This is a genomic window from Jeotgalibaca sp. PTS2502 (genome assembly GCF_001975685.1).
Taxonomy (GTDB): Bacteria; Bacillota; Bacilli; order Lactobacillales; family Aerococcaceae; genus Jeotgalibaca; species Jeotgalibaca arthritidis.
Window position 1 is genome coordinate 1,334,818 of record NZ_CP019433.1, and the last position, 23,993, is coordinate 1,358,810.

A 23,993-nucleotide genomic window follows, 5' to 3' on the forward strand; every position below is an offset into this window, starting at 1 on the left:
GACATATGTATGAGGTATTTGAAATGATGTTTTCTTTTTCAACATTGTTCCCACCTTACTCTTTTTTTCAATCACTAAAAGCGGAACGCACCTAAAATGGATACAAAAATCCCCAGTGAGCAAAAGGTCACTGGGGATTTCCTTCTGCCCTCAACAATGACAGCACTCCTTAATAGTCTTTGGGCAAGACTATCAGGCAGTTCCCGTCTTATTCAAACGGACCCCAACACAGCTAAGCTGCATTTCGGCGAAAAACCCTTTCGAAACCTACTGATTTTTTTCGCATCCTCTTTCAATATTGAACATGATTATTATCTTGCTTGTAATAGCTCTTATTGCTTTCAATTTCAATGAGAATAGCTTATTATCATAAATCCTTTATAAAAGTCTCATCAGTTCAGCTTGTAAGAGGTCATATTCTTCAAAGGCAAGAGTGACATTGTGCTGAGCGAAGTAGCGATAAGTTTGGGCAATTCGAACGGCATAAGCTTGGGGAAGTTGTTCCAATTGCTTTGCTGCTTTTATAGTTGGTTTTTGGGTAGGTAGTAGTTGGTTATTTAAGGCAAATAGGAACTGATTCCACTTGTCGACCGTTTGACTAAAATAACTAATGAGTTCATGATTGTTCGTTGTATCGCTTATTTGACGTGCTTCTTCCATAAGAGTTTGAGCTTGGTTTAAGTATATGATCAGGTTTAATGGACGAACCGCAATTAAGAGTTGGGTGAGTAGCTGGTCTTCGTCTTCATGATAGTTGAGATAAATCTCCTCTGATTGGCCGTACTTAACAAAACCGTGGTCAGCTAACCATTTCTCTGCTTCTTTATAGAGTTTGGGTATTTTTTGGTAAGGTCCTTTGTCGTAACAACTTAAATAAAGGCCTGCCACTCTTTGAGATGGCTCAATAGAGCCGGTTCCATTGAGTGGTACAGCAAGAGGAAATCCTGCTTCATAAGTGACTCCCCCTTTTCTGAATTGATGATAGTAGACAAAAAAATCGCCAGCCGGATAGCTATCACGACTGTCTAAGTAAGCCAATAAATCTGCTTTGTGTTTTTTCAGTATCGGAATTAATTGACTTTGGGCAACCGTTTCTTTGATCACGACTGTTGGTTGGCTGTGGCGTTCAATCAGTTGCCACTGACTTATTTGAACCATATTCATTCCCCCTACTCATTTTCTTACGACAAGGATAGCATATTTTAAGGACTGAAGGTAAATGTTTGCTATAATACAACTAAGAAAAAGGGAAAGAGGTGGCTAAACAATGATGCGATTTCTAAAACGAGTCATTACAATTCTTTTTCTAATTGGAACATTTTTTTATATGATTGACAGTGGACTATTGGTCACTCAGGTTATACCTTTTTTCCAAAACTTAGTACCGCAAACTCCCGCTAGTGAATCAGTCACAGATTCATCCAGTATGGAACAGTTTGTTATTAACCAACCTATTAGCCAGCCCGATGAAGTTGATTCCCTTTTACTTCGCGAGACTATCCTTCAACTAACTAACGATTTACGCAACAGTTTAGAAGTCGGAACATTAACCCAAAATGATACGCTTCAGCAAGCCGCTGATATTAGAGCACTCGAGTCTGCTCAAAGCTTTTCGCATACAAGACCGGATGGCAGTGACTTTTATACGGTTTTAAATGAAGACGGTCTCTCTTATACTTATCAAGTTACAGGAGAAAACTTAGCACTAGCCACTTATCATTTGGATGATGTAGGTATGGCAGAATTTCTTTTCGATGGCTGGGTAGAGAGCCCAGGCCATTATCAAAATATGATTGAGGCTGACTTTTCAGAACTAGGTGTTGGTGTCTACTATGATGGTGACATTTTGTACTTGGTTCAAATCTTTGGCACTTCCTATTAAAAAACCCAAGAAAGACGCGCTTTTCAGCAGTCTTTCTTGGGTTCTTTGATTACATTTTATTTGGTGCCTTAACGCCTAGTAGACGTAAGCTTTCTTGTAAAATAACTGTTGTTGCTTTAACTAATACAAGACGAGCATTCTTTTCTGCATCATCATTTAAAATACGTGTGTTACCGTAGTATTTGTTAAAGGCTTGTGATAAGTGTAAAGCGTACTTAGCAATCACTGATGGCTCGAATTTTTCGAAGGCTGTCATAACTACATCTGGGAAGCTGTTAATTAATTTAATCACGTCCCACGCATAATCGTCACTCAAGCTTAGTGGTTGGTCAAGATCAAGTTCAACCGCGGCTTTACGCAAGATACTTAACGCACGAGCGTTAGTATATTGTACGTAAGGACCAGTCTCCCCTTCAAATTGCACCACTTCTTCTAAAACAAAGTCAAAGTTATTTAAGCGATCATTTTTAAGATCGTGGAAGATAACAGCGCCAATACCAACTTGTTTAGCTACTTCTTCTTTATCTTCAAGGCTTGGGTTTTTCTCATTAATTTGAGCCATAGCCAAGTTTGTTGCCTCATTCAACACTTCTTCTAGTAAAATAATTTTACCTTTACGCGTAGATAGTTTCTTACCGCCTTGTGTAATCAAACCGAATGGAATGTGGTGCATATCATCTGCCCAATCATAGCCCATCTCCGTTAGAACAGCCTTCAATTGTTTGAAGTGGTTTGATTGCTCGTTACCCACTGTATATAAAGACAAAGCAAAGTCGTATGTACGTTTACGGTAAATCGCAGCCGCTAAATCACGTGTAATGTATAGCGTTGCGCCGTCGCTCTTCTTAATCAAGGCAGGATTCAAGTTGTATTTCTCTAAATCAACGATTGTTGCACCACGGTCAGTCGTTAGAAGGTTTTTCTCTTCTAGTAATTGAACCACTTCATCCATTTTATCGTTGTAGAATGCTTCTCCGTTAAATGAATCGAAATCGATATCAAGCATATCGTAGATTTTCATGAACTCTTTTAATGACTCTTTGCGGAACCATTTCCATAGTTCATTCGCTTCTTGGTCGCCGTCTTCTAGTTTCTTGAACCATTCACGCGCTTCGTCTTCCAACTCTGTTTCTTCTTCTGCAACTTCGTGAAAGTGAACGTAAAGTTTCAATAGTTGTGCGATAGGGTCAGCTTTAACATCCGCTTCATTTCCCCATTTTTTGTATGCCACAATCAACTTACCAAATTGTGTTCCCCAGTCACCCAAGTGGTTAATTTTAACCGGTTGGTAACCAACTTTTTCAACAATATTAGCTAATGCATTACCGATAACTGTTGAACGCAAGTGCCCCATTGAAATTGGCTTCGCGATATTTGGTGATGACATATCAATCGGAACTGTCTTGCCTTCCCCTACTGTTGCATTACCGAATGCTTCTTTTTTGCTAGCGATTTCTTTTAGAACAGCTGCACTAATTTCACTCTTATTTAAGAAAAAGTTTAAGTAAGGTCCTACAGTTTGTACTTTTTCAATAAATGGGTGGTTCATCTTCTCTGCTAGTTCACTCGCAATCATTGGTGGTGCTTTGCGCAATGCTTTCGCTAAGGCGAAAGCTGGGAAAGCCACATCCCCATGATCATCATGTTTAGGGTTTTCTAGTAAGTTATAAACAGCTTCTTCTGTTAAATACTCAGCAACATGGTGGTGAATTTCTTTTGCAATTAATAATTTATAATCCATTCTTCTACTCCTTCATGGTTTCTTGCCATTATTTACTGTTCTCTTGTAGACAAAAAAAAGCGTCCTCTTTTGCCATGCAAAAGAGAGACGATCATCCGTGGTACCACTCTCGTTCAGTGCTAGACAGCACCCTTCTTACCGTTAACGGAGCCACCCGAACAATCCTACTCATTTCAGACTATTTTCAAAAGAAGTGCGGTTCGTTTCTCGCTTCCTTGTAGGCTCTCACCTTTCCCACTCGCTAAAAAGGAATCTGACAAATTACTCTCTTCTCTATCGAATCTCTATATCCACACTAATATAGCAATAAATGCTTGACTTGTCCATGTTTTTTTTAAAGTCTTATCTTTTGAGCCTACTTTCCTTTTTCAGTAAACTAAAGCTATAAAATATACCATATTGAGGAGGAAATATGATGCCTTGGACAGAAAACGACTACCCTAATAGTTGGAAAAACGTTGACGAGACAACTAGACTTAAAGCCATTGATATTGCCAATGCTATGTTAGCTGATGGCTACAAAGAAAGCGACGCTATTCCAATCGCAACCGCGAAAGCCAAAGAGTGGGCTGAAGACGCTACTAATGCAGATAAACAGCAACTCAAGAAAAAAGATATTACTGACCATCAAGCTGATGCTAGTAATAAAGGAGCTGACTATATTGAAAAGGACGTCCATGTCCGCTACGTCGAAGAGGACGACCACTGGGAAGTAAAAACAGAAGGCGCCCAACAAGCAGCTGAGACCTTTCCCACTAAAAAAGAAGCAGAAAGCCGTGCCAATGAAATTGCTGCTAACCGAGACACAACAGTTATTTCTCATAAGAAGAATGAATAAAAGCTAAACTGAGAGATACAACACTCAATTTGGAGCTGTATCTTACATCTTGAGAGAGAAATGTAAGATACAGTATGGATAGACTAGTCAAGTCCTAATTTATGTGTAAATTTGTAGTTACAGTTATGTTTTATTCGCATTTAAATCTTACTAACTAAAATTAGTCATATTCTTTTTATCCTGTTTCTATTTTTTGATAATTGAAGGCAACCTAAATAACCCTTCTTTTTTAGGTATCTTTCTAGGATAAGAGTGATGGTCTTGACAAGACTCCTAAGGGAGTTAGCCTTTAGGAATCTAACAGAGGAACAACACGTAAGAGTCTCCGTTTTGGCTTTTGAAATTCCTCTTGAATATCCATTAATACTGCACCAAATAATCGTGTGACTGATTCTGTATTTGGAAAAATGGAAATAACTTGTTCGCGTGAGCGTAAGTTACGATTGAGACGTTCTAGTGAGTTGGTTGATTTTAACGAGCAATGATAAGCTTCGGGTTCGTTTAGGAATTGTGTCGCATCATCAAATCCTTCCTCAAGAACACGCAGGGCGTCTGCAAAACGTTTGTCTGTACCAACGAGCTGAAATAAGGCATCTCTTCTTTCGCGTGCTAACGATAACGTGCTTGATTTAAAGATACTTTTTAAAATTTCTCGTGCTTGAACAGTATCTTTCTTCGGCATTCTAGTAACAATGTTTCTCATAAAATGAACAGCGCACCGTTGCCAAATGGCACCTGTCAATTCCTTTTGAACAGCTAAAACAAGACCTTTGTGAGCATCTGAAATGACCATTTTAGGTGTTGCTAGACCACGTTCTTTGAGTTCTGAAAAAAAGTCACGCCAGTTATGTTCAGATTCCACATCAGCTACTTTAAAGCCAACAAGTTCCCGAAACCCGTCTTCTCGAACTCCTTGAGCAATATAAACTGCCTTAGATACAATCTTTTGATTTTCTCGCACTTTAACATATAAGGCATCCGCATATAAATAAGGAAAGGCTGGTGTTAACGGTCGATGACGAAACGCTTTTATATCAGGATCAATCTTTGCGACAAGTGAGGATACCAATGATTTTGAAACACTCTCGCCAACTAGGGCTTCAACTACTTTAGTGACCTTACGAGTTGAGACACCATTAATATAGGCTTCAATTATAGTGAGAACAAGAGCCTGATCCATTCGTTTATATTTCTCGAAAACAGCTGTTGAAAACTCGCCAGATCTTGTCCTAGGGACGGTTAACGTCATTCTCCCAATGTTCGTGACAAATTCTCTTTTATAATAACCATTTCGATAATCGACACGTCCTGTAGTCCGTTCATAATGTTTCGCCTTAATATATTGGTCACGTTCGTATTCCATCGTATGATTAATCATCATGGTCAACTGACTTTTAATCAGACCTGACAAATTACTCCCCATAACTTGTTCTATTAATTCTTCCATGTTTATAGTAAAATTAATTTGAGTCATATCAATACACCCTTTCTAATGTTGTGTCGTAACTACATTATACAAGAGTATTGATAGGGCTCTTTCTTTTTACACAATTATACGGACATAACCGGATAGACTAGTCTGTATCTTACATTTGGTGCTCCCAGTGTAAGATACAAACTTTTTATTTGAGCTGTATCTTACACGTTTACATAAAAATGGCACCCAAGATCTTGGGTGCCATTCTTTTTCGATTAATGAGCTTGAATAAATTCGGTTATTGCTGAAATAGTCATTGCTTGTTGGTCTTTGGCTGATAGACTTGCTTGTCCATCACCTTCTTGATGACCATAGTCACCAAACTGACCATGGTTGCCGCCATCAATCATGACTTCTTCGAAATCAGCTGGTAGCATTGGTTGATATTCCGCTAATTTTTCCATATTCAAAACCCCATCTTGGCTACCGTGAATACTCATCACAGCAAGGCCAGATTCCGATAAATCTGCTGTTGAATAGGAAGCCAATAAAATAAGACCTTTGATTTTATCGCTATTGGCTTCAGCGAAAATGGCGCCCATCGAGCCGCCCAATGAATGTCCTACCAAGTACCAGTTGGTAATCTCTGGATGAGACACGATAATGTCCTCTGCAGCACCTGTACCAAATACCGCTAAATTAAAGGGCATTTCTACCAAAAAGACCTGATAACCCACTTCTGCTAAGCCTTTCATTAATGGTGCATAGGCTTCTTCATCCACTTTTCCACCGGGATAAAAAATAATGCCCACTGTTCCATCCGCTACTTGGCTTGGGCTAAACTGAATCACACTGTCCGCTTCTTTCACCGTTACCGATTCATCTGATGTCAGCGCTGAAGTCGCCACTTCTGTTCCTTCATAATAGTCATTCACGTACCAGAAAAAGGCGCCAAAGCCGATAACTAATACAGGCGTTAGTACGATTACTAATCGTTTTAAGATTTTCATACGTCCACCTCAATCTAAAATTGATAAGCCATAACAATCACCATACTGGGATTCGCCCGTTTCAGTTGGCTAAATAATCTTAAGAGCATCACACCATACTGCCCTAGCTGTTGGTTGATGGCTTGCGGGTGACGAATCACAATCCGTTTAGGAGTGAAATCCGTTGTTAGGCAGTCCCACAAAGCATCCAAATTCCGCCCATAATGGTCAGGTAAGCCTAACTGCTGGCTGAGGTAATCATGACTTATTTCCTTGTTTAAAAATTCTCTACCATCCAAAATAACTTGTTCCATGCTTACTCCTCCCCATATAGGTGCTCGAAGCTCTCGTAATGATCATCGGTATAGTAAATCAAACCGTCATTCGAAAAAATAAGGCGTTTTGCGTTACGGTAACCACCTTCGTAGTCAATGTCTGCCTCATAGTAATCGCGGCCCGACTCGTCAGGTAGCAGCCCTTCGTAGTTCCCGAAATAGTCACCACCAATGGACATACCGTCTGCCACCTCCCAGAGATTTCCTTTGGCATTATCCCAACCTAATTCTCTAGCTTCCGATTTCGTTAGGTAGTTGGGCGGCAGTTCGTCGTAGGTAATCAAGTAGTCGGTTACCTCGTCTTTGGAGGAATACCATTCGCCTTCTATGACACCAACTTCAGTTTGATTGTCTTCTAGCGGTGATACGAGTTGTTCAAAATCAACAGTTGTACAGGCAGCTAGCAGCCCTACCATTAAAAATAAGAGTGATGATTTGGACAACCACTTTTTAACTATTGCTAACATCTTCATAACGCTCCTTAACTCTTCTTCACAAATTTATGACTACATGACGGACACTTGATGGCAATCTTGCCCTTGCCTTTTGGTACTCTTACCTTTTGGCCGCAATCTGGGCACTTGTAAAAGCGATGTGTTTTTCTTTGCTTCATCCGATTTTGCTTATTCATCAAGCGATTACGAAAATCATTAATCCGTCTCATTACTTGATTTCTGTATTTTAAATAAAGTTGATTTTCTCTGTAGTAGCGTTGTTTGTCTTTCGAAAATATTCGGACATACAACACAATAATCGCTGAAAATCCTAACCACAATATTGTTTTGAGCGATAATATAATCCCAATCAAGCCTAGAACAACACCTAATTTTAATAAAAAGCGTGTTAAATCATCTGGGCGGTTTGTCTTTTTCATTGTTTCTTGAAACCAAGCTAACAGTTTATTCATCTATGGATACAACCTCTTTTCTTTTTCAGTCTTGTTTATTATAGCTCAAAGATAGCCTGCTGACACTGGTCCAAGGTCTGAAAAACGTCTTATTTATAGTTGTAGGACGTTAAAAGTGTTTTTTTATTTCCTTTAACCAACAAAAAAACGAAGCCAGCTCATTCACTGTCTTCGTTTGATAAACTATCTCTATTAAGCTTCAATCTTTTCTTTAATATATGTATGCACTTGATTGGCTGGCATATCTAAGGCAATGGAAAATTCGCTATACAACAGGTCTTCTGCCTTACGCAAGTAATATTTGTCGGTCTGACCGATTTTTTTATTCTTCTTTTCGGCAATATCTTCTTTCGTTGTCACCGTTTTAATAATTTGTATTAATTCACTGCAGTCATTAGCGAGCAGCATTTCAGTATATTTGTTCTTTAGGAATGTCGCATTTGTCGGCCCATCTGTCTCTGCTTGGATGGTAGGAATCTCACTTATTAAACGTTCTGCAGCCTCTTTAGAAATGACAGGTCGCATTGAAACTTTAGTATCGACTGGTGTATAAACTGTCCCACTTCTATAAACAGGTTGTAAAACGTAATATATTTTTTTTTCGTTCATACCTGTTAAATCAAGCGCTTCAATCGCCGTAATCTGACAAACACCTTCGTTACCATAAACAACATAATCTTCCACTTGATACAATGCAAGTCCTCCTTTAAATATGTGTGCAACGTACAATATATATTTTTTGCACATCACTATATATATATTATAACAGAAAAAACAAAAAAATGTAAGCGACTAAAAATGATGCCTGTTATACCAGCTTTTTTTTGAAAATAAAAGGGCTGTGAACTAACACCACTCCCTAAAATAGATACGACTAATTGTTGCGTAAACGTGCTCAAAAAAACAGCCCCGACGTCACTTCACGAATCATGCTCGGATGATCTACGACCGTCCTGTGCTGATTCGTTCCAGTGATTCGGGGCTAACGCCTTTTTTCCCACTCTCTGCTTTAATCCATTTCATTTGTTTCAAGTTGTTCTACCATATCCACAAACTGGTTACGGTGGTTAGACGTATCAATTGGGTCTGCAAAATCTGAACGATTCCCAATAATTTGAATATGTTGCTGATGATTAGTAAAGGTCGTCGGAGCATCTCCACCGTATTCGCCATCTAAATTAATCATCAAACGTTGGTTATCTTTCGACTCGACTTTTACAAAACTAGTCTTCGCGTAGAGGACCTGAGGATGGTTTAAGTGTTTCCCACCATTTAAGACTGCTGCAATAATTTGTAGAATTTCAAAAATATTAGCCGTTTTTAAGATAAACAGGGAAAACTTCCCATCACCTAAAACGATATTCGGGTCCAACATTTCAAAGCCACCCGTTGAATTGGTCATTGCCACAAAAAACATTGACGCGCTACCGTCATAAATGCCGCCTTCATACTCCACTCGCATGTGAATCGGTCTCACACTTGGCAGTTTTTCAGCACCTTTTACCAAATAAGCTAAGTAACCGAAAATGGTTTTTAGCTTAGCTGGAACTTCATAAGTTAAGTCGGTTAAGTAACCACCCGCTGCAATATTCACAAAATACTGATTATTGGCTTGGCCAATGTCCATGGGTATGACGTGTCCAGCCGCAATCACTTCAGCAGCAGCCAACAAATCTGATCGTGGAATTTTCAGTGCTCGTGCATAGTCATTCGTCGTACCAGCAGGGATAATTCCTACTTTCGGGCGTCGTTCTAAATCAGCAATACCATTAATCACTTCATTAATTGTACCATCACCACCTGCCGCTACAAGTAGGTCAAAACCAGCTAAAGCTGCTCGTCTCGCTTCATTTCGTGCAGAATGTGATTCCGGTGTTGTAGCGTAGGTGCTCGTTTCATAGCCAGCTTTCTCTAGTATGCGCAAAATGTCGAGCATATTTTTCGTTAAAATTTCTCGACCTGCTGTTGGATTATAAATTATTCTTGCTCGCATGTTTCAATGCCTCTTCTTTCGCTATTCAATATGCCAGTCATTATAGCACACTTTGGTTTTTCTAGCTAAATTTTATCATTGAACGAGTCGCACTTCCACACCATAATGATCGCTGACTACTGGCCCTGTTTTCCCATCAAAAATAACCCGGTAAGTTTCAACGCTAAAATCTGCCGTCAGAAAAATATAATCAATACGCAATTGTTGGTGATTCCCTTCCCAGCCATCAATACTTTTTTCAACGGTATAGCGGCCCTGTTTTTCAGAAGCTATTCGATAAGCATCCTGTAATTGTGGCGCTGTTTGGTGTACGTAGTCATAACCTTCTTCACGAACATCAGCTGCATTGTTCAAATCCCCCATTAAAATAATTGGCCCAGACTCTTGTTTTAAGTAGTCAAGGGTGCGATCCCATTCATAAGAAAAACCTGCTTCTTGATCTGCTTGCCACCAAGAATAATGGCTACTTATAATACGAACACTCTGTCCAAATAAGTTAGTTTTCCCAATTAATAATCGGCGCGTATGATAGTCTGAAAAGTCATCTTCGACAGACACACGACAGTCGCTAGCTTGGATAGGTTGTTTAGATAAAATCGCTGCCCCTTCCGCATAACGGTCATAACCAATATGACTAGCAGTCCAAGACCAATAGTAGCTACGTCCTCTTTCTTTCAATAACTCTGTTAAGACATAAGCAAAGTTATCAACATGAATAGGGCTTTGGTTAGCTATAGCTTGGAAAAACTGGTCCGTTATTGCTTGCTGAGAATCGAGAAGTTGATTCACTTCTTGTAATGCAACAACTTCATAATCCATTTCAATAATGCGGTCGGCTAACTGTACCAGCTTTTCATTGGGCTCCTCTTCCATCCAGCTGTGTGTATTTAACGTCATAATATAAGTCATGGTATCTTCCTTTCTAATGACACAAAAAGCCAGGAATCATTTCCCAGCTTTTTGTTTATTTATCTGATTAGCTTTCAAAATAACCAATAACAGCTTTTGCATGTTGCTGTCCTTCTTGAGTGAGTTGGTAAGATTTCACCATATCGCCATTGGTTAAAACAACAACAATCGTTGTTTCTTTTCCTTCAGCCTTAACAGTTTCTAAATCCATTTCTGCCAATAAATCTCCCGCAGCAATCGTTTGTCCTTCTTCAACATGCACGTTAAAAGCTGCTGCTTTCAACTCAACGGTATTTAATCCCATATGAACTAAAACATCTACACCCGATGCCGTTTGCAAACCAATGGCATGCTTAGTCGGGAAAACAGAAACGACTTTACCAGCAACTGGGGAATAAACCAGCTTATCTGCTGGCTCAACAGCAAATCCGTCTCCCATCATTTTGCCTGCAAAAACGGGATCGTTAACCTTTTCAATGGCAATAACATCACCAGTAGCGACACTCAATAAATCTGTTTTTTCACGCTGCATTGAGTTATCAGATGTATATGCTGGTAATGCTACACCGGAATCCAATAAATCTTGAATATCAGATTTTAAGACATCTGCTTTAGGTCCATAGACCGCTTGAACGCCTTTATCTTTCACTATCAGTCCCATTGCGCCAAGTTTTTTCCATTCTAGCTCCTGAGCAACATGAGCGTTTTCTTTTACAGTTACACGTAAGCGTGTCATACACGCATCCACATCAACAATATTGTCGCGTCCACCTAGTAGTCCAACAATAGACGCTGCTTGACTATCAACTGCTGCTCCATTTGATGATGGCGTTGATTCTGCATCCACCTCATAATTTCCATTACGGCCTGGTGTTGCAAAGTTAAATTTACGAATCATGAAGCTCGCTAAGAAATAAGTTAAGACACCATAAGCAATCACTAAAATAACAAAATAAATCAAATCAGCACTCAGCCCTGCTTTAATTGCAAGTGGTGTTCGTGTCAATAATTCAATATTACCAAAAGAATGCAAACGTAGTGGCAAGATATCTGCCATCGCAAATGCAGTCCCTTGAATAAAGGCATAAACCACATACAATGGCACTGCCGCAAACATAAACATAAATTCAAGCGGTTCTGTTACACCTGTTAAGAAAACAGCTAATGCTGCTGAAATATACATGGATTTGTAGGCACCACGTTTGTCTGCATCGACATTTTTAAACATAGCTAAAGCAAGTCCCATTAAAATACCTGATGCACCAATCATTTGGCCAACTTTAAAACGAGCTGGCACCCAACCATTGATGACATACTCATACTGTGATGCATCAACACCACGCAAGTTTACTAAGTCAGTTGCCCATGCTAACCACAATGGATCCTGACCAAATACTTGTGTACCTGCCTGTGCGCCAGAAAGAATCGTATATGTGCCACCTAATTGCGTGTAGTTAATTGGAATCGTCAACATATGGTGTAAGCCAAATGGTAGTAGCAGACGTTCTAACGTTCCATACAAGAATGGTGCTAAAACAGGTGCAGAGTCTTGCGACTGCGCAATCCATAAACCAAAGTTGTTGATTCCTGCTTGAATATACGGCCAAACAACAGCTAATCCTAGTGAAATCACTGCCGACCATAGAATCACCACAAACGGGACAAAACGTTTACCATTGAAGAATGATAACGCATCTGGCAGCTTACGGAAATTATAGTATTTATTGTAAGCCATTGCGCCAACAAAACCGGCAATAATCCCAACAAATACACCCATATTAAGCGCTGGCGCTTCCAAGACACTCGTAAAGAACCCGTTTACCATAATCTTTGTACCAAAGAAAGTATGAGTAAATGCTTCTGGATCATTTAGCATATCCCCTGTGACACCAAATAAACTTCCTGTAATACGGTTAATTAAAATAAATGCAATTCCTGCTGAAAATGCACCACCCGCACGTTCCTTAGCCCAGCTTCCCCCGATGGCTAAAGCAAATAACAAGTGAAGATTGCCAATGACTGCCCAACCAATGTTTTCAATCACACTAGCAGTTGTTGTTAGCAACGCTAGGTCTGCATTAATCAGTGGTAATGTTTTACCAATACTAATCATTAAACCTGCTGCCGGCATAACGGCAATTACAACCATCAATGCTTTTCCAAATTTTTGCCAAAATTCAAAATTAAATACTTTTTTCAAACTATTTCCTCCTCAACTTTCCGATGCCATAACGCAAACGGTTTCGTTGAAACATATTATAGTATCTCTCAAACAATTTGTAAACCCTTAATGCCAAGTTTAAAACACAATATTTATTTAATAAAATTAATAATTCAATGAACCTCTTGACTACGCAACCGGTTGCGTCTATTATTAAGGTAAGTATTTATTAATTTATTAGGAGGAATTATGAATGAATAACGTACAACGTCTCTTCAATGTTGACCCATGGAAGGTATATACAAACACACTCGACCGGGAAAATTTACGCTTGCAAGAATCATTAACAAGTATTGGTAACGGCTATATGGGGATGCGTGGAAATTTTGAAGAATCTTATTCTGGTGACCACCATAAAGGGACTTACCTTGCTGGTGTCTGGTACCCCGACAAAACACGTGTTGGTTGGTGGAAAAATGGCTACCCTGAATATTTTGGTAAAGTGATTAACGCGGTTGACTTTGCGTCCATTGACTTGTATGTCAATGATCAAGCAGTTGATTTAGCAACTATGGATCCAGAAGAATTTTATTTGGAATTAGATATGAAGACTGGTGTTCTCACTCGCCATTTTACTCTAACTATTAATGATGTTACTGTTCGCTTTAATTTTGAACGGTTCTTGAGTTTGACGAAAAAAGAAATCGGCGCATTTCGACTAACCGTTGAAACCTTATCAGGGAACGGCTCATTAAATGTCGTATCAAAACTGAACGGTAACGTTCAAAATGAAGATAGCAACTATGGCGAAATGTTCTGGGAAGAAATCGAGACTCAACCGTCTCACCTAACCATGCGTACCATCCCTAATCCATTCGGGGTGGACCAATTCACCGTAACAGCAGCTATGCAAAACCGTACAACTGTTACATCTGAACCAGCACAGTCTAGTCTTTTAACTGAAGAATCCTTTGATTTTGAATTAGCAGAAGGAACAACCATTCAATTAGATAAATTCGTCGCTATTGTTACTAGCCGAGACATTGAAGAAAACCAGCAAGTAGCTGTTGCAACGGGTCTATTAACTGACCTAACAGAAACTTACGAAGAATTAAAAGCTGCACATGCTGTTGCCTGGTTAGAGCGTTGGAAGTTAGCAGATGTGGTTATTGATGGTGATGTTGCAGCCCAACAAGGGATTCGTTTCAACCTCTTCCAGCTGTTTTCAACTTACTACGGTGAAGATGAGCGTTTAAACATTGGACCAAAAGGCTTTACAGGTGAAAAATATGGTGGTGCAACTTATTGGGATACAGAAGCTTATGCCGTACCACTTTACTTAGCTTTAGCTGATTCAAGTGTAACGAAAAATCTATTGAAGTACCGCTACAACCAGCTAGATGGCGCTATTCATAATGCTCGTCAACAAGGTTTAGCTGGCGCTTTGTATCCAATGGTGACATTCACTGGCGTTGAATGCCATAACGAATGGGAAATTACTTTTATGGAAATCCATCGTAACGGTGCTATTCCTTACGCTATTTACAACTATACCAATTACACTGGCGACGACAGCTACTTGAAAAAAGAAGGGCTTGAAATCCTTCTCGAAATTTCACGTTTCTGGGCAGACCGCGTTCACTTCTCTAAACAAACAGGCAAATACATGTTGCATGGCGTAACAGGACCAAACGAATACGAAAATAACGTTAATAACAACTGGTTCACGAATACAATCGCAGCTTGGGTGCTACGTTACACCATCGAAAATTATAAAAAGTATCAAGACACTGCAACGATTACGATTTCTGCCGACGAACTAGCGACTTGGCAAGACATCGTAGACAACATGTACTATCCTATTGACCCTGAGACAGGTGTCTTTATCCAACATGATACATTCATGGACAAAGATTTAATGGCCGTTTCTGAGGTTGATCCAAAACATCTACCATTAAACCAAAATTGGTCATGGGATCGTATTTTACGCTCGTGCTTCATTAAACAGGCGGACGTCTTGCAAGGTATTTATTACTTCGGCGATCAGTATACTGAAGAAGAAATTCGTAAAAACTTTGCATTCTACGAGCCAATGACCGTTCACGAGTCGTCACTTTCCCCTTCTATTCACGCTATTTTAGCTGCTGAATTAGGGATGGAAGAAAAAGCTGTTGAGATGTATCAACGTACAGCTCGACTTGACTTAGATAACTACAACAATGATACAGAAGATGGCCTTCATATTACATCCATGACAGGAAGTTGGTTGGCGATTGTTCAAGGCTTTGCTCAAATGAAGACTTGGAACGAGACACTATCTTTTGCACCGTTTGTGCCCGCTTCATGGAATAGTTATGCCTTCCATATCAACTATCGTGGCCGCTTATTATTAATTACAGCTAACAAAGAAACTGTATCAATCGACTTACTAGAAGGCGAACCGTTAACTCTTCATTTATATGGTGAAGCTGTTACATTATCGGACCGTCTTGAAGTTGAAACAAGGGGGAACTAACAAATGTTCGAAGCCGTATTATTCGATTTAGATGGTGTCATTACAGATACTGCTGAGTACCACTATCAGGCTTGGAAAGGTTTAGCTAACAAACTAGGTATTGATATTGATCGCCGTTTCAATGAAACACTAAAAGGAGTCAGTCGTGAGGATTCATTACAATTGATTCTTGAGCATGGCGGACAAACTGGACGCTATAGCGATGCAGAGTTTGAAGCCTTTGCAAAAGAAAAGAATGATTTTTACGTTGAGTCCATTCAAGCTTTCTCAGCTAACGATATTTATCCAGGTATTCTAGATCTCTTAAAAGAACTAAAAGATAAAGACATTAAAATCGCCTTAGCCTCTGCTAGCAAAAACGGTCCTTTTTTACTTGAGCGCATGGGACTAACTGATTACTTTGATGCCATCGCGGATCCAACTGCTGTTAAAGAAGGAAAGCCCGCTCCTGATTTATTTTTACTAGCGGCAGAATTAATTGGGGTTCCTATCCAACATTGTATAGGAATTGAAGATGCTAAAGCTGGAATTCAAGCGATTCAGGCAGCAGGTGCTTTACCAATCGGTGTTGGGACAGCAGAAGATTTGGGTAAGGATATCCCCCTTGTTTCTGATACAAGTCTATTGTCTTATGATTATTTGGTTTCAGAATGGCAGCAGACAAACGGCTAAAATAGTAGTAAGATAGATAAAATAACGAAGGAGGATAATCATGACGATTACTGTAAAAGATGTGGCGAAACGTGCCGGTGTTGCGACATCAACTGTTTCTCGTGTCATTAATGACCACCACAGCATTTCGCCTGCTACCAAGAAAAAAGTACGCAAAGTGATGGAAGAAATGGGTTATGTACCAAACAAAACCGCCCAAAACTTAGGTAAAGGTTCTGCAAATGCAATCGGCGTTATTCTTCCTCCATTAGATTCAAAAGAACGGATAGGGAATCCCTTTTATTTGGAGATTATTGAAGCCATTAACGAAGAAGCCCATAAACATGGGATGGCAACGGCCATCGCTTCTGCACGCGACTTTGATCATTTACTTTTAAATGTTAAACAGATGCATTTGCAACGGCAAGTCGATGGCTTCATCCTTCTTTATTCAGATCGGTCTGATCCTATCGTTGATTACTTAACGAAATATGAGATTTGCTTTACGTTAGTCGGCCAACCTTACAGACATGAAGAGAAGATTTCTTACGTCGATAATGACAACCAACTACTCGGAAAGCACGCAACCGATTATTTAATTAGAAATGGACACAAGCGTATTTTATTTATTAGTAATACAACCGAGGAAATCTTGTATTTCGAACGTTACTTTGGTTATCAAAAAGCATTAATACTAGCTGGACTTGACGTTTTCCCAGCAGTTACCTTGCTAGGTCCTGAAGACTACATGCACTTTGGCGATCGCCTAAAAGATGCGAAAGCAACAGCAGTTGTTGTGATTGATGATATCTTTGCCCTTCGCATCATTCAACTAGCTGAATTACATCATTACACCGTACCCGATGACTTATCGTTGATTAGCTTTAACAATTCTATTTTTGCAACATTGACACATCCGTATTTAACAAGTGTCGATATTGCCATACAGGATTTGGGTCGCCACGGCATCCAGTCCTTAATTAAGCAATTAAAAGAACCTGATCAGCCTTCAGCTGGTCTGAGAGTTGTCGTTCCCCATCAATTGATGGAGCGAGAAACGGTTCTAGATATTAATGAAAAAAAGGATTGAGTTTCAGACTCAATCCTTTTTTATGTGGTAGAGCTTTTTTAAAGCTGTATCGACCATCCTTATCTACTATTAACGTTTGCCAAGTTCTTCGGCTAGTAATTTGTTTACTATTCCAGGATTTGCCTGACCTTTTGTTTGTTTCATAATTTGACCAACAAGGAAACCTTTTGCACGGTCTTTTCCTGCTTTAAAGTCTTCGATTGATTGTTGGTTACCATCTAAAACAGCATTGATAATTGGTAGAAGTTGTGATGGATCGGACAGTTGAATCAATCCTTCTTTTTCAACGACTTCCTTAGCATCGCCGCCCTTAGTTGCCAACAAGCGGAATACTTTTTTCGCAATTTTCGAACTGATTGTGCCATCAACAATCAATTGAATCATTCCTGCTAAGTTAGCTGGTGTTAGTTTAGTATCGTGTAGTTCCAATTTCTCACTGTTTAGGTAAGCAGAAACTTCACCCATTAACCAGTTCGATGCTTGTTTTGGATCTGCGCCAGCAGCAATTGTTCCTTCAAAGAAATCTGACATTTCTTTTGAAAGGGTCAATACCATTGCATCATATTCAGGCAAGTCATATTGAGTGATGTAAACTTGACGACGTTCTTTCGGCATAACTGGTAATTCTGAACGAACTTTTTCAAGCCATTCTTGTGAAATTTCTAAAGGTGGTAGGTCTGGCTCTGGGAAGTAACGGTAGTCACTTGACCCTTCCTTCACACGCATTAATAATGTTTCACCTGTTGTTTCGTCAAAACGACGTGTTTCTTGTTGGATCACGCCACCTGCATTCAAGACTTTAGCTTGACGTTTTTCTTCGTAAATCAACCCACGGCGAACAAAGTTAAATGAGTTTAGGTTCTTTAACTCAGCTTTTGTTCCGAACTCTTCTTGACCATAAGGACGAAGAGAGATATTAGCGTCACAACGCATTGATCCTTCTTCCATCTTCACATCAGAAACGCCGGTGTACATAATAATTTCGCGCAATGCTTCCAAGAACGCGTAAGCTTCTTCTGGTGAGCGAATATCTGCTTCAGTAACAATCTCAATCAAAGGTGTGCCTTGGCGGTTTAAGTCCACATAAGAATAACCATCTGATCCATGGGTATTTTTACCAGCATCTTCTTCTAAATGCACGCGGTTAATACGGATTTTCTTTTTCTTACCTTCGACTTCAATTTCAACCCAGCCGTCGTAACCGATTGGTGTATCCATTTGAGTAATTTGGTAAGCTTTTGGATTATCTGCATAGAAATAGTTTTTACGGTCAAAGTAGTTATTTAGGTTAATGTCACAGTTCAAAGCTAAAGAAGCTTTCATTCCGTAACCAATGGCACCTTCATTAATAACTGGCAAGACCCCTGGGTAACCCCAGTCAATAACGTTTGTATTTGTATTTGGTTCTGCCCCAAAATGTGCTGGAGATGGGGAGAACATTTTTGATTCAGTTTTTAATTCCACATGGACTTCAAGTCCAATGACTGTTTCATAATTCATCTCAGTTTCCTCCTACAGGTTTGGGTGTTTTGTATGGTAGTCATTTGCTTGTTCTAAGGCAAATGCAGCTTGGTATAATTTTTCTTCTTCAAAATAGTTCCCAATCAATTGAATACCAATCGGCATGCCGTTTTCTGCAAAACCACCCGGTACAGAAATCGCCGGAACACCAGCCAAGTTAACTGTAACAGTCAATAAATCTGACATATACATTTCAACTGGGTCTTTTTCGAATTTCTCTCCCAAGCCGTAAGCTGTTTTTGTTGTGGTTGGTCCTAGGATAAAGTCATAACCTTCAAAAATACGAGCAAAGTCGCGTTTAATTAAGGTACGAATTTGTCCTGCTTTCTTAAAGTGAGCATCATAGAAACCAGCACTCAATGAGAATGTTCCTAGCATGATACGACGTTTTACTTCCATACCAAAGCCTTCTGAACGGCTATTAACATACATATCTTCAAGCGTACTTGAGTTTTCAGAACGGTACCCATAACGAACACCGTCAAAACGTTGCAAGTTTGATGATGCTTCTGAAGATGCAATAATGTAGTAAGCAGGAATACCGTATGATAGTGTCGGAAGTGACACTTCTTCAACGATTGCGCCCATTTCTTCATATTGGCGAGCAGCTTTTTTAACGGCTTCTTGAATCTCTTCAGATACACCATTTTGGAAGTATTCTTTTGGTAGAGCAATCTTCATACCCGCTACTTTACCATTTAAGCTAGCGCTGAATTTTGGAACCTCTAGTTTAACACTTGTTGAATCTCGTTTGTCATAACCACTAATTGCTTCAAGCATAATCGCATTATCAGTGACATTACGAGTCAATGGTCCAATTTGGTCTAAACTTGATGCAAAGGCAATCAAACCATAGCGTGATACACGACCATACGTTGGTTTCATCCCAACAAGACCATTGAAGGCTGCTGGTTGGCGGATTGATCCACCTGTATCCGTTCCAAGAGATGCTAATACTTCTCCTGATGCAACCGCAGCTGCTGATCCACCTGAAGAACCACCAGGAACTTTTGTTAGATCCCATGGGTTTTTAGTCTTTTTAAAGTAAGATGTTTCGGTTGATCCGCCCATTGCGAATTCATCCATGTTCAATTTACCAACGTTAACAGCTCCTGCTGCTTTCAATTGAGACACAACGTTTGCGTCATAAATCGGAACAAAGTCCTCTAACATACGACTTGCTGCTGTTGTTGTTAAGCCATCAGTCACGATGTTATCTTTAATCGCCAAGGGAATTCCGTTTAAACTATTTTCTGCTGTATAGCCTTTTTCATCAGCTGCTGCTGCTTGTTTTAATGCTTCCTCTTCATTTAAAGCAAGGAATGCATCCACTTTAGGATCAGTTTCAGCAATGCGTTTAAACGCTGCTTTTGTTAATTCAACTGACGTATATTCTTTGTTAACTAGTCCTTCATGTAGGCTGCTAATTGTTTGATCGAAGATACTCATGCGCCTTCCTCCTCACCGTCAATCATAGCTGGTACTTGAATCATGCCATCTTCTGCGGTTTTTACATTTTTAAATAATAGGTCACGATCGGTCCCTTTTTCAGCAATATCTTTACGCAATACGTTCTTCAATTCAAAACCATGCGTTGTAACAGGAATATCAGTTGTATCAACTTCATCTAATTGTTCAACCATATCAATAATATCACTTAGTCCTTTAGTGAAGGCTTCAATCTCATCACTACGAAATTCTAACTTTGATAATTTCGCTACATGGCGTACTTCTTCTTCAGTAATTGCCATTGGTTTCCCCTCTTTCGTTCATCAATTCTTATGATTGCTACTCTGCTCTATTCTAGCACAAAAGTAGCCCTCTTCCTCTTTAATGTTCACTTTTCTATTCAAAAATATGGAAATTAAAGGTCTGACTGCCTTGGTTTCGTGATAAAAAGGCTTCTATACCATCAATAGACTGAATTTTAATTTGAATCGCAGCTTGTTGTGGCAAATATTGAGTGGCTGCGTCAGTCACCTGTTGGGTAAAAGCAATCATTTCCGTTACCCCATAAAATTGGGTCATAATATTAATTTCCAAGCTTTGTAACTGGCTATTTGAATAACGACCGACACCCGTTACCCCACTTAAATTAGGGAAAAATTCTTGGATTTCGTTTTTAAAGTTAGCAAAGTGTGATGCATCTTCAGATTCGACAGAATTGGGAAACAGCACTTTTTTATCATTGCGCTCTACCCATTCTTCTATCTTGTTACCACTTGATGACAAGCCTTCGTGCGTATACAGGCCACCTGCTAAACTATCTTGCTCTGATTGAACAAAGATCCCAACGACAATTGGAATATCGCCTAGTCCTTCTACAGAGCGTAAACGAGACACAATCTCATTGCCGTATTTTTTAGCATTTTCAATAACTGTTTCTTGGTTTAATTCTTGTTCATAGTTATTGATCAACTCTTGTTCATTTTTAACGCTGTAGTAATCCGTGGCATTCATTGCTAAACCAATCGCAATCCCACCTAATTCAAAGCCCTTTTCGGTTTGAATCATATAGTTTTGTTCAAGGATTTGAGACAAATAAATCGGGATACGTTTGTCGGGATCAGTTTCGCCGTTTCCTTCTGGGTTCAGCCCATTGGGATTATCTTCTGATTTCCTTCCCAACCATTCAGTTGCTGTATCTGATGTAATAATTTGACCTTCTTGGAAAAAATACTCATCTGTTGAAAACACATTTTTTGAAATGTCTAATAACTCTGACTCAAAGTCTTTCATATTAATACTTGAATTTAAATTGAGGCTGACACCACGGTTTTGGCTAGTCTGATAGTTACCATCGACAATTAAGGCGCGGTAATAATCATTGGACAATTGATTGGATGTGGTTTCTACGGGTACAGTATCGGGTGCTTTTTGACTAATCGTTTCAGATTCACCTAACTGCGTACAGGCTGTTAAGCTGACTAAGGTTGTTCCTAATAGGGCTATTCGCCAAGTTTTTCTATTCATTTTCACTTGTTTCACTTCTTTCTAAGTGCTGCAACATCTCTTCTTCCGTCCAAACGGCAACATCAAGTGACTGAGCCTTGGTCAATTTACTACCGGCATCTTCCCCGGCAACCAATATGTCTGTTTTCTTAGAAACACTACCGGTTACCTTGCCACCTAGATTTTCAATCATCTCGGTTGCTTCTTGGCGATTATAGCGAGTCAACTTACCGGTTAAAACGACTGTCTTTCCTGCCCAAACCGATGCTTCTTCACTGGTTGTCGCTGTCGGTCGTCTGCCTTTAAAAGTCAAATTAACACCGTTACTACGGAAGGACTCAATCAAGTCATGCACTTCTTCTAGGCTGAAGAAGGCAACGACACTCTCAGCAATAATATCACCAAATCCTTCAATGGCTGCAATTTCTTCCTTAGTGGCAGTCATGAGGTTATCGATACTGTCAAAGGCTTCCGCCAGCATACGAGCAGCTTTTGAACCGACATTACGAATACCTAAACCAAAAATTAATCGCTCCACTGAATTGTCCTTACTTGCAGCAATAGCCGTTAAAATATTGGTCGCTGATTTTTCTTTGATTTTATCTAAAGTTAGCAGCTGGTCCATAGTTAATGTATATAAATCTGCCAAGTCTTCGACTAGTCCTTTTTCATACATTTGACTCACGACTCTCACACCTAAACCAGTAATATTCATAGCGTTACGAGAGACAAAATGAGATAATCCTTCCTTCATCTGAGCAGGACATTTAGGATTCAAGCAGCGTAATGCTACTTCTTCCTCCAAATGAGCTAGCTGACTGTCACAATCTGGACAGCGCTCAGGAATCGGATAAGGGACGCTATCTTCTGGTCGTTTGTCTAAAACAACATGTAAAATTTCAGGAATAATATCGCCAGCCTTATGAATCACAACCGTGTCACCTAAGCGGACATCCTTCTCTTTTAATAAATCCACATTATGCAAGCTCGCTCGTTGCACGGTTGAACCTGCGATAAACACAGGGTCCATCACAGCAGTTGGTGTGACAACGCCTGTACGGCCAACTGTCCACTCAATGTCACGAAGCAGCGTTTCTTTTTCTTCAGCTGGAAATTTATAAGCAATGGCCCAGCGTGGTGCTTTTACGGTATAGCCAATTTCTTCCTGAGCAGCAAATTGGTCCACTTTAATCACGATGCCGTCAATATCATAAGACAAGTCTAGTCGCTTGGTCGTCATCTCTTCGATAAAAGTCCAAACATCTTCCATTGATTCGTAGACTTGGTGCTGTGGATTCGTTCGTAATCCCAGTTCAGCTAACTCTTTTAGCAGATGGGATTGCGACTTAACACCCAATTCAGCAAAATCTGCCGCTCCATATAGGAAGATACTTAAGTTACGCCTGGCCGTCACACGAGAATCCAATTGACGCAGCGAACCTGCTGCAGCATTTCTCGGATTGGCAAAGATGTCCTCCCCTTTTTCATCGCGTTCTTCATTTAACTTAGCGAATGACGCTTTGGGCATATAACATTCGCCCCTTACTTCAAAGGAGTAAGGCTTGTTAAGGCGTAAGGGAATGGCTTTGACGGTACGCAAGTTTTGCGTAATATCTTCACCAATAACGCCATCTCCTCTAGTTGCTCCTCTTTCAAAAACACCATTTTCATAGCGAAGCGAAACCGCTAAGCCGTCAATTTTCAATTCACAAATGTAGCGAATCGGTTGATCGGTTAGCTTCTTCACCCGTTGGTCAAAAGCCAGTAAGTCTTCTTTATTAAAGGCATTACCAAGACTCAACATCGGCACCTCATGACTAACTTTCTCAAATCCGGGTAAAATCTGCCCACCAACGCGCTGGGTTGGGGATTCCTTAGTGATCAGTTCTGGATAATCGGTTTCGATAGCAACTAATTCATGGTAAAGCTTGTCATATTCAGCATCAGAAATAAGTGGTTGATCCAGAACATAATAGGCATGACTGTATGTTTGTAAACTTTGACGTAGTTCTGCTACACGTTTTTCAGCTTCTATTAAGGTTAATTTTTTCATTTTGATTAGCAAAGACAATCCACATCTTGCTTTACAAAC

21 protein-coding genes and 1 riboswitch are annotated in these 23,993 nt (G+C 39.7%); of the genes, 5 read left to right on the forward strand and 16 right to left on the reverse strand.

Annotation, left to right across the window (positions count from 1 at the left end; all coding sequences use genetic code 11):
- Nucleotides 1-152: 152 nt before the first annotated feature.
- A riboswitch (Lysine riboswitch) is annotated at nucleotides 153-300 on the reverse strand.
- A 78-nt stretch (nucleotides 301-378) separates the two neighbouring features.
- Nucleotides 379-1,158 carry a GyrI-like domain-containing protein gene (locus tag BW721_RS06540; protein ID WP_076767253.1) on the reverse strand — a complete coding sequence of 260 codons (780 nt, stop codon included), beginning with the start codon at nucleotides 1,156-1,158 and terminating at the stop codon, nucleotides 379-381.
- 109 nt (nucleotides 1,159-1,267) lie between these two features.
- Between BW721_RS06540 and BW721_RS06545 the strand changes: the two genes are divergently transcribed.
- Nucleotides 1,268-1,882: a CAP domain-containing protein gene (locus BW721_RS06545; protein WP_076767256.1), complete on the forward strand. Its 615-nt coding sequence runs from the start codon at nucleotides 1,268-1,270 to the stop codon at nucleotides 1,880-1,882.
- A 49-nt stretch (nucleotides 1,883-1,931) separates the two neighbouring features.
- Here the strand turns inward: BW721_RS06545 and argS are convergent, their stop codons facing one another.
- Entirely contained in the window at nucleotides 1,932-3,623 is a 1,692-nt protein-coding gene (gene argS, locus BW721_RS06550) for an arginine--tRNA ligase (RefSeq protein WP_076767258.1), read from the reverse strand.
- Between the two features lie 415 nt (nucleotides 3,624-4,038).
- Between argS and BW721_RS06555 the strand changes: the two genes are divergently transcribed.
- A complete protein-coding gene (locus tag BW721_RS06555; RefSeq protein WP_076767260.1) occupies nucleotides 4,039-4,461 on the forward strand; it encodes a DUF2188 domain-containing protein in 423 nt (140 codons plus the stop codon).
- 289 nt (nucleotides 4,462-4,750) lie between these two features.
- Here BW721_RS06555 and BW721_RS06560 read toward each other — a convergent pair whose 3' ends face one another.
- The 9 genes from BW721_RS06560 to BW721_RS06600 all read right to left on the reverse strand — a co-directional run bounded on the left by BW721_RS06560 (nucleotide 4,751) and on the right by BW721_RS06600 (nucleotide 13,211).
- Nucleotides 4,751-5,935 carry an IS256 family transposase gene (locus BW721_RS06560; RefSeq protein ID WP_076767262.1) on the reverse strand — a complete coding sequence of 395 codons (1,185 nt, stop codon included), beginning with the start codon at nucleotides 5,933-5,935 and terminating at the stop codon, nucleotides 4,751-4,753.
- Nucleotides 5,936-6,153: 218 nt separating this feature from the next.
- Nucleotides 6,154-6,888 (reverse strand): alpha/beta fold hydrolase, encoded by a 735-nt coding sequence (locus BW721_RS06565; protein WP_076767264.1) that lies wholly within the window; start codon nucleotides 6,886-6,888, stop codon nucleotides 6,154-6,156.
- A gap of 14 nt (nucleotides 6,889-6,902) precedes the next feature.
- Nucleotides 6,903-7,181, reverse strand: a complete 279-nt coding sequence (locus tag BW721_RS06570; protein WP_076767267.1) for a barstar family protein — start codon at nucleotides 7,179-7,181, stop codon at nucleotides 6,903-6,905.
- Nucleotides 7,182-7,183: 2 nt separating this feature from the next.
- Nucleotides 7,184-7,669, reverse strand: coding sequence for a ribonuclease domain-containing protein (locus BW721_RS06575; protein WP_076767269.1), 486 nt, complete (start codon nucleotides 7,667-7,669; stop codon nucleotides 7,184-7,186).
- Between the two features lie 14 nt (nucleotides 7,670-7,683).
- Nucleotides 7,684-8,109, reverse strand: a complete 426-nt coding sequence (locus tag BW721_RS06580; RefSeq protein ID WP_083686812.1) for a hypothetical protein — start codon at nucleotides 8,107-8,109, stop codon at nucleotides 7,684-7,686.
- Nucleotides 8,110-8,301: 192 nt separating this feature from the next.
- A complete protein-coding gene (locus BW721_RS06585) occupies nucleotides 8,302-8,793 on the reverse strand; it encodes a CarD family transcriptional regulator (protein ID WP_232222972.1) in 492 nt (163 codons plus the stop codon).
- A gap of 325 nt (nucleotides 8,794-9,118) precedes the next feature.
- Nucleotides 9,119-10,102 carry a diacylglycerol kinase gene (locus BW721_RS06590; RefSeq protein ID WP_076767273.1) on the reverse strand — a complete coding sequence of 328 codons (984 nt, stop codon included), beginning with the start codon at nucleotides 10,100-10,102 and terminating at the stop codon, nucleotides 9,119-9,121.
- Between the two features lie 75 nt (nucleotides 10,103-10,177).
- Nucleotides 10,178-11,011: an endonuclease/exonuclease/phosphatase family protein gene (locus BW721_RS06595; RefSeq protein WP_232222900.1), complete on the reverse strand. Its 834-nt coding sequence runs from the start codon at nucleotides 11,009-11,011 to the stop codon at nucleotides 10,178-10,180.
- 67 nt (nucleotides 11,012-11,078) lie between these two features.
- Nucleotides 11,079-13,211: a PTS transporter subunit IIBC gene (locus BW721_RS06600; protein ID WP_076767275.1), complete on the reverse strand. Its 2,133-nt coding sequence runs from the start codon at nucleotides 13,209-13,211 to the stop codon at nucleotides 11,079-11,081.
- A gap of 214 nt (nucleotides 13,212-13,425) precedes the next feature.
- On the opposite strand from BW721_RS06600, the gene BW721_RS06605 reads away from it, so the two are divergent.
- Genes BW721_RS06605 through BW721_RS06615 form a run of 3 tightly spaced genes read left to right on the forward strand, consistent with a single transcriptional unit; the run spans nucleotide 13,426 to nucleotide 17,428 of the window.
- On the forward strand, nucleotides 13,426-15,687 hold the full coding sequence (locus BW721_RS06605) for a glycoside hydrolase family 65 protein (protein ID WP_076767277.1): 2,262 nt from the start codon (nucleotides 13,426-13,428) through the stop codon (nucleotides 15,685-15,687).
- 3 nt (nucleotides 15,688-15,690) lie between these two features.
- Complete coding sequence (gene pgmB, locus BW721_RS06610) at nucleotides 15,691-16,359, forward strand: beta-phosphoglucomutase (protein WP_076767279.1); 669 nt, start codon at nucleotides 15,691-15,693, stop codon at nucleotides 16,357-16,359.
- A gap of 40 nt (nucleotides 16,360-16,399) precedes the next feature.
- Nucleotides 16,400-17,428: a LacI family DNA-binding transcriptional regulator gene (locus BW721_RS06615; protein WP_076767281.1), complete on the forward strand. Its 1,029-nt coding sequence runs from the start codon at nucleotides 16,400-16,402 to the stop codon at nucleotides 17,426-17,428.
- A 69-nt stretch (nucleotides 17,429-17,497) separates the two neighbouring features.
- Here the strand turns inward: BW721_RS06615 and gatB are convergent, their stop codons facing one another.
- From gatB to ligA, 5 genes are all read right to left on the reverse strand, one after another.
- Entirely contained in the window at nucleotides 17,498-18,928 is a 1,431-nt protein-coding gene (gene gatB, locus BW721_RS06620; RefSeq protein ID WP_076767283.1) for an Asp-tRNA(Asn)/Glu-tRNA(Gln) amidotransferase subunit GatB, read from the reverse strand.
- Nucleotides 18,929-18,940: 12 nt separating this feature from the next.
- Complete coding sequence (gene gatA, locus BW721_RS06625; protein ID WP_076767285.1) at nucleotides 18,941-20,398, reverse strand: Asp-tRNA(Asn)/Glu-tRNA(Gln) amidotransferase subunit GatA; 1,458 nt, start codon at nucleotides 20,396-20,398, stop codon at nucleotides 18,941-18,943.
- Nucleotides 20,395-20,700, reverse strand: coding sequence for an Asp-tRNA(Asn)/Glu-tRNA(Gln) amidotransferase subunit GatC (gene gatC, locus BW721_RS06630; RefSeq protein WP_076767287.1), 306 nt, complete (start codon nucleotides 20,698-20,700; stop codon nucleotides 20,395-20,397). The genes gatA and gatC overlap by 4 nt, the downstream gene beginning before the upstream one ends.
- A gap of 94 nt (nucleotides 20,701-20,794) precedes the next feature.
- A complete protein-coding gene (locus tag BW721_RS06635) occupies nucleotides 20,795-21,922 on the reverse strand; it encodes a CamS family sex pheromone protein (RefSeq protein ID WP_076768670.1) in 1,128 nt (375 codons plus the stop codon).
- On the reverse strand, nucleotides 21,915-23,960 hold the full coding sequence (gene ligA, locus BW721_RS06640; protein ID WP_232222973.1) for an NAD-dependent DNA ligase LigA: 2,046 nt from the start codon (nucleotides 23,958-23,960) through the stop codon (nucleotides 21,915-21,917). The genes BW721_RS06635 and ligA overlap by 8 nt, the downstream gene beginning before the upstream one ends.
- Between the last annotated feature and the right edge of the window lie 33 nt (nucleotides 23,961-23,993).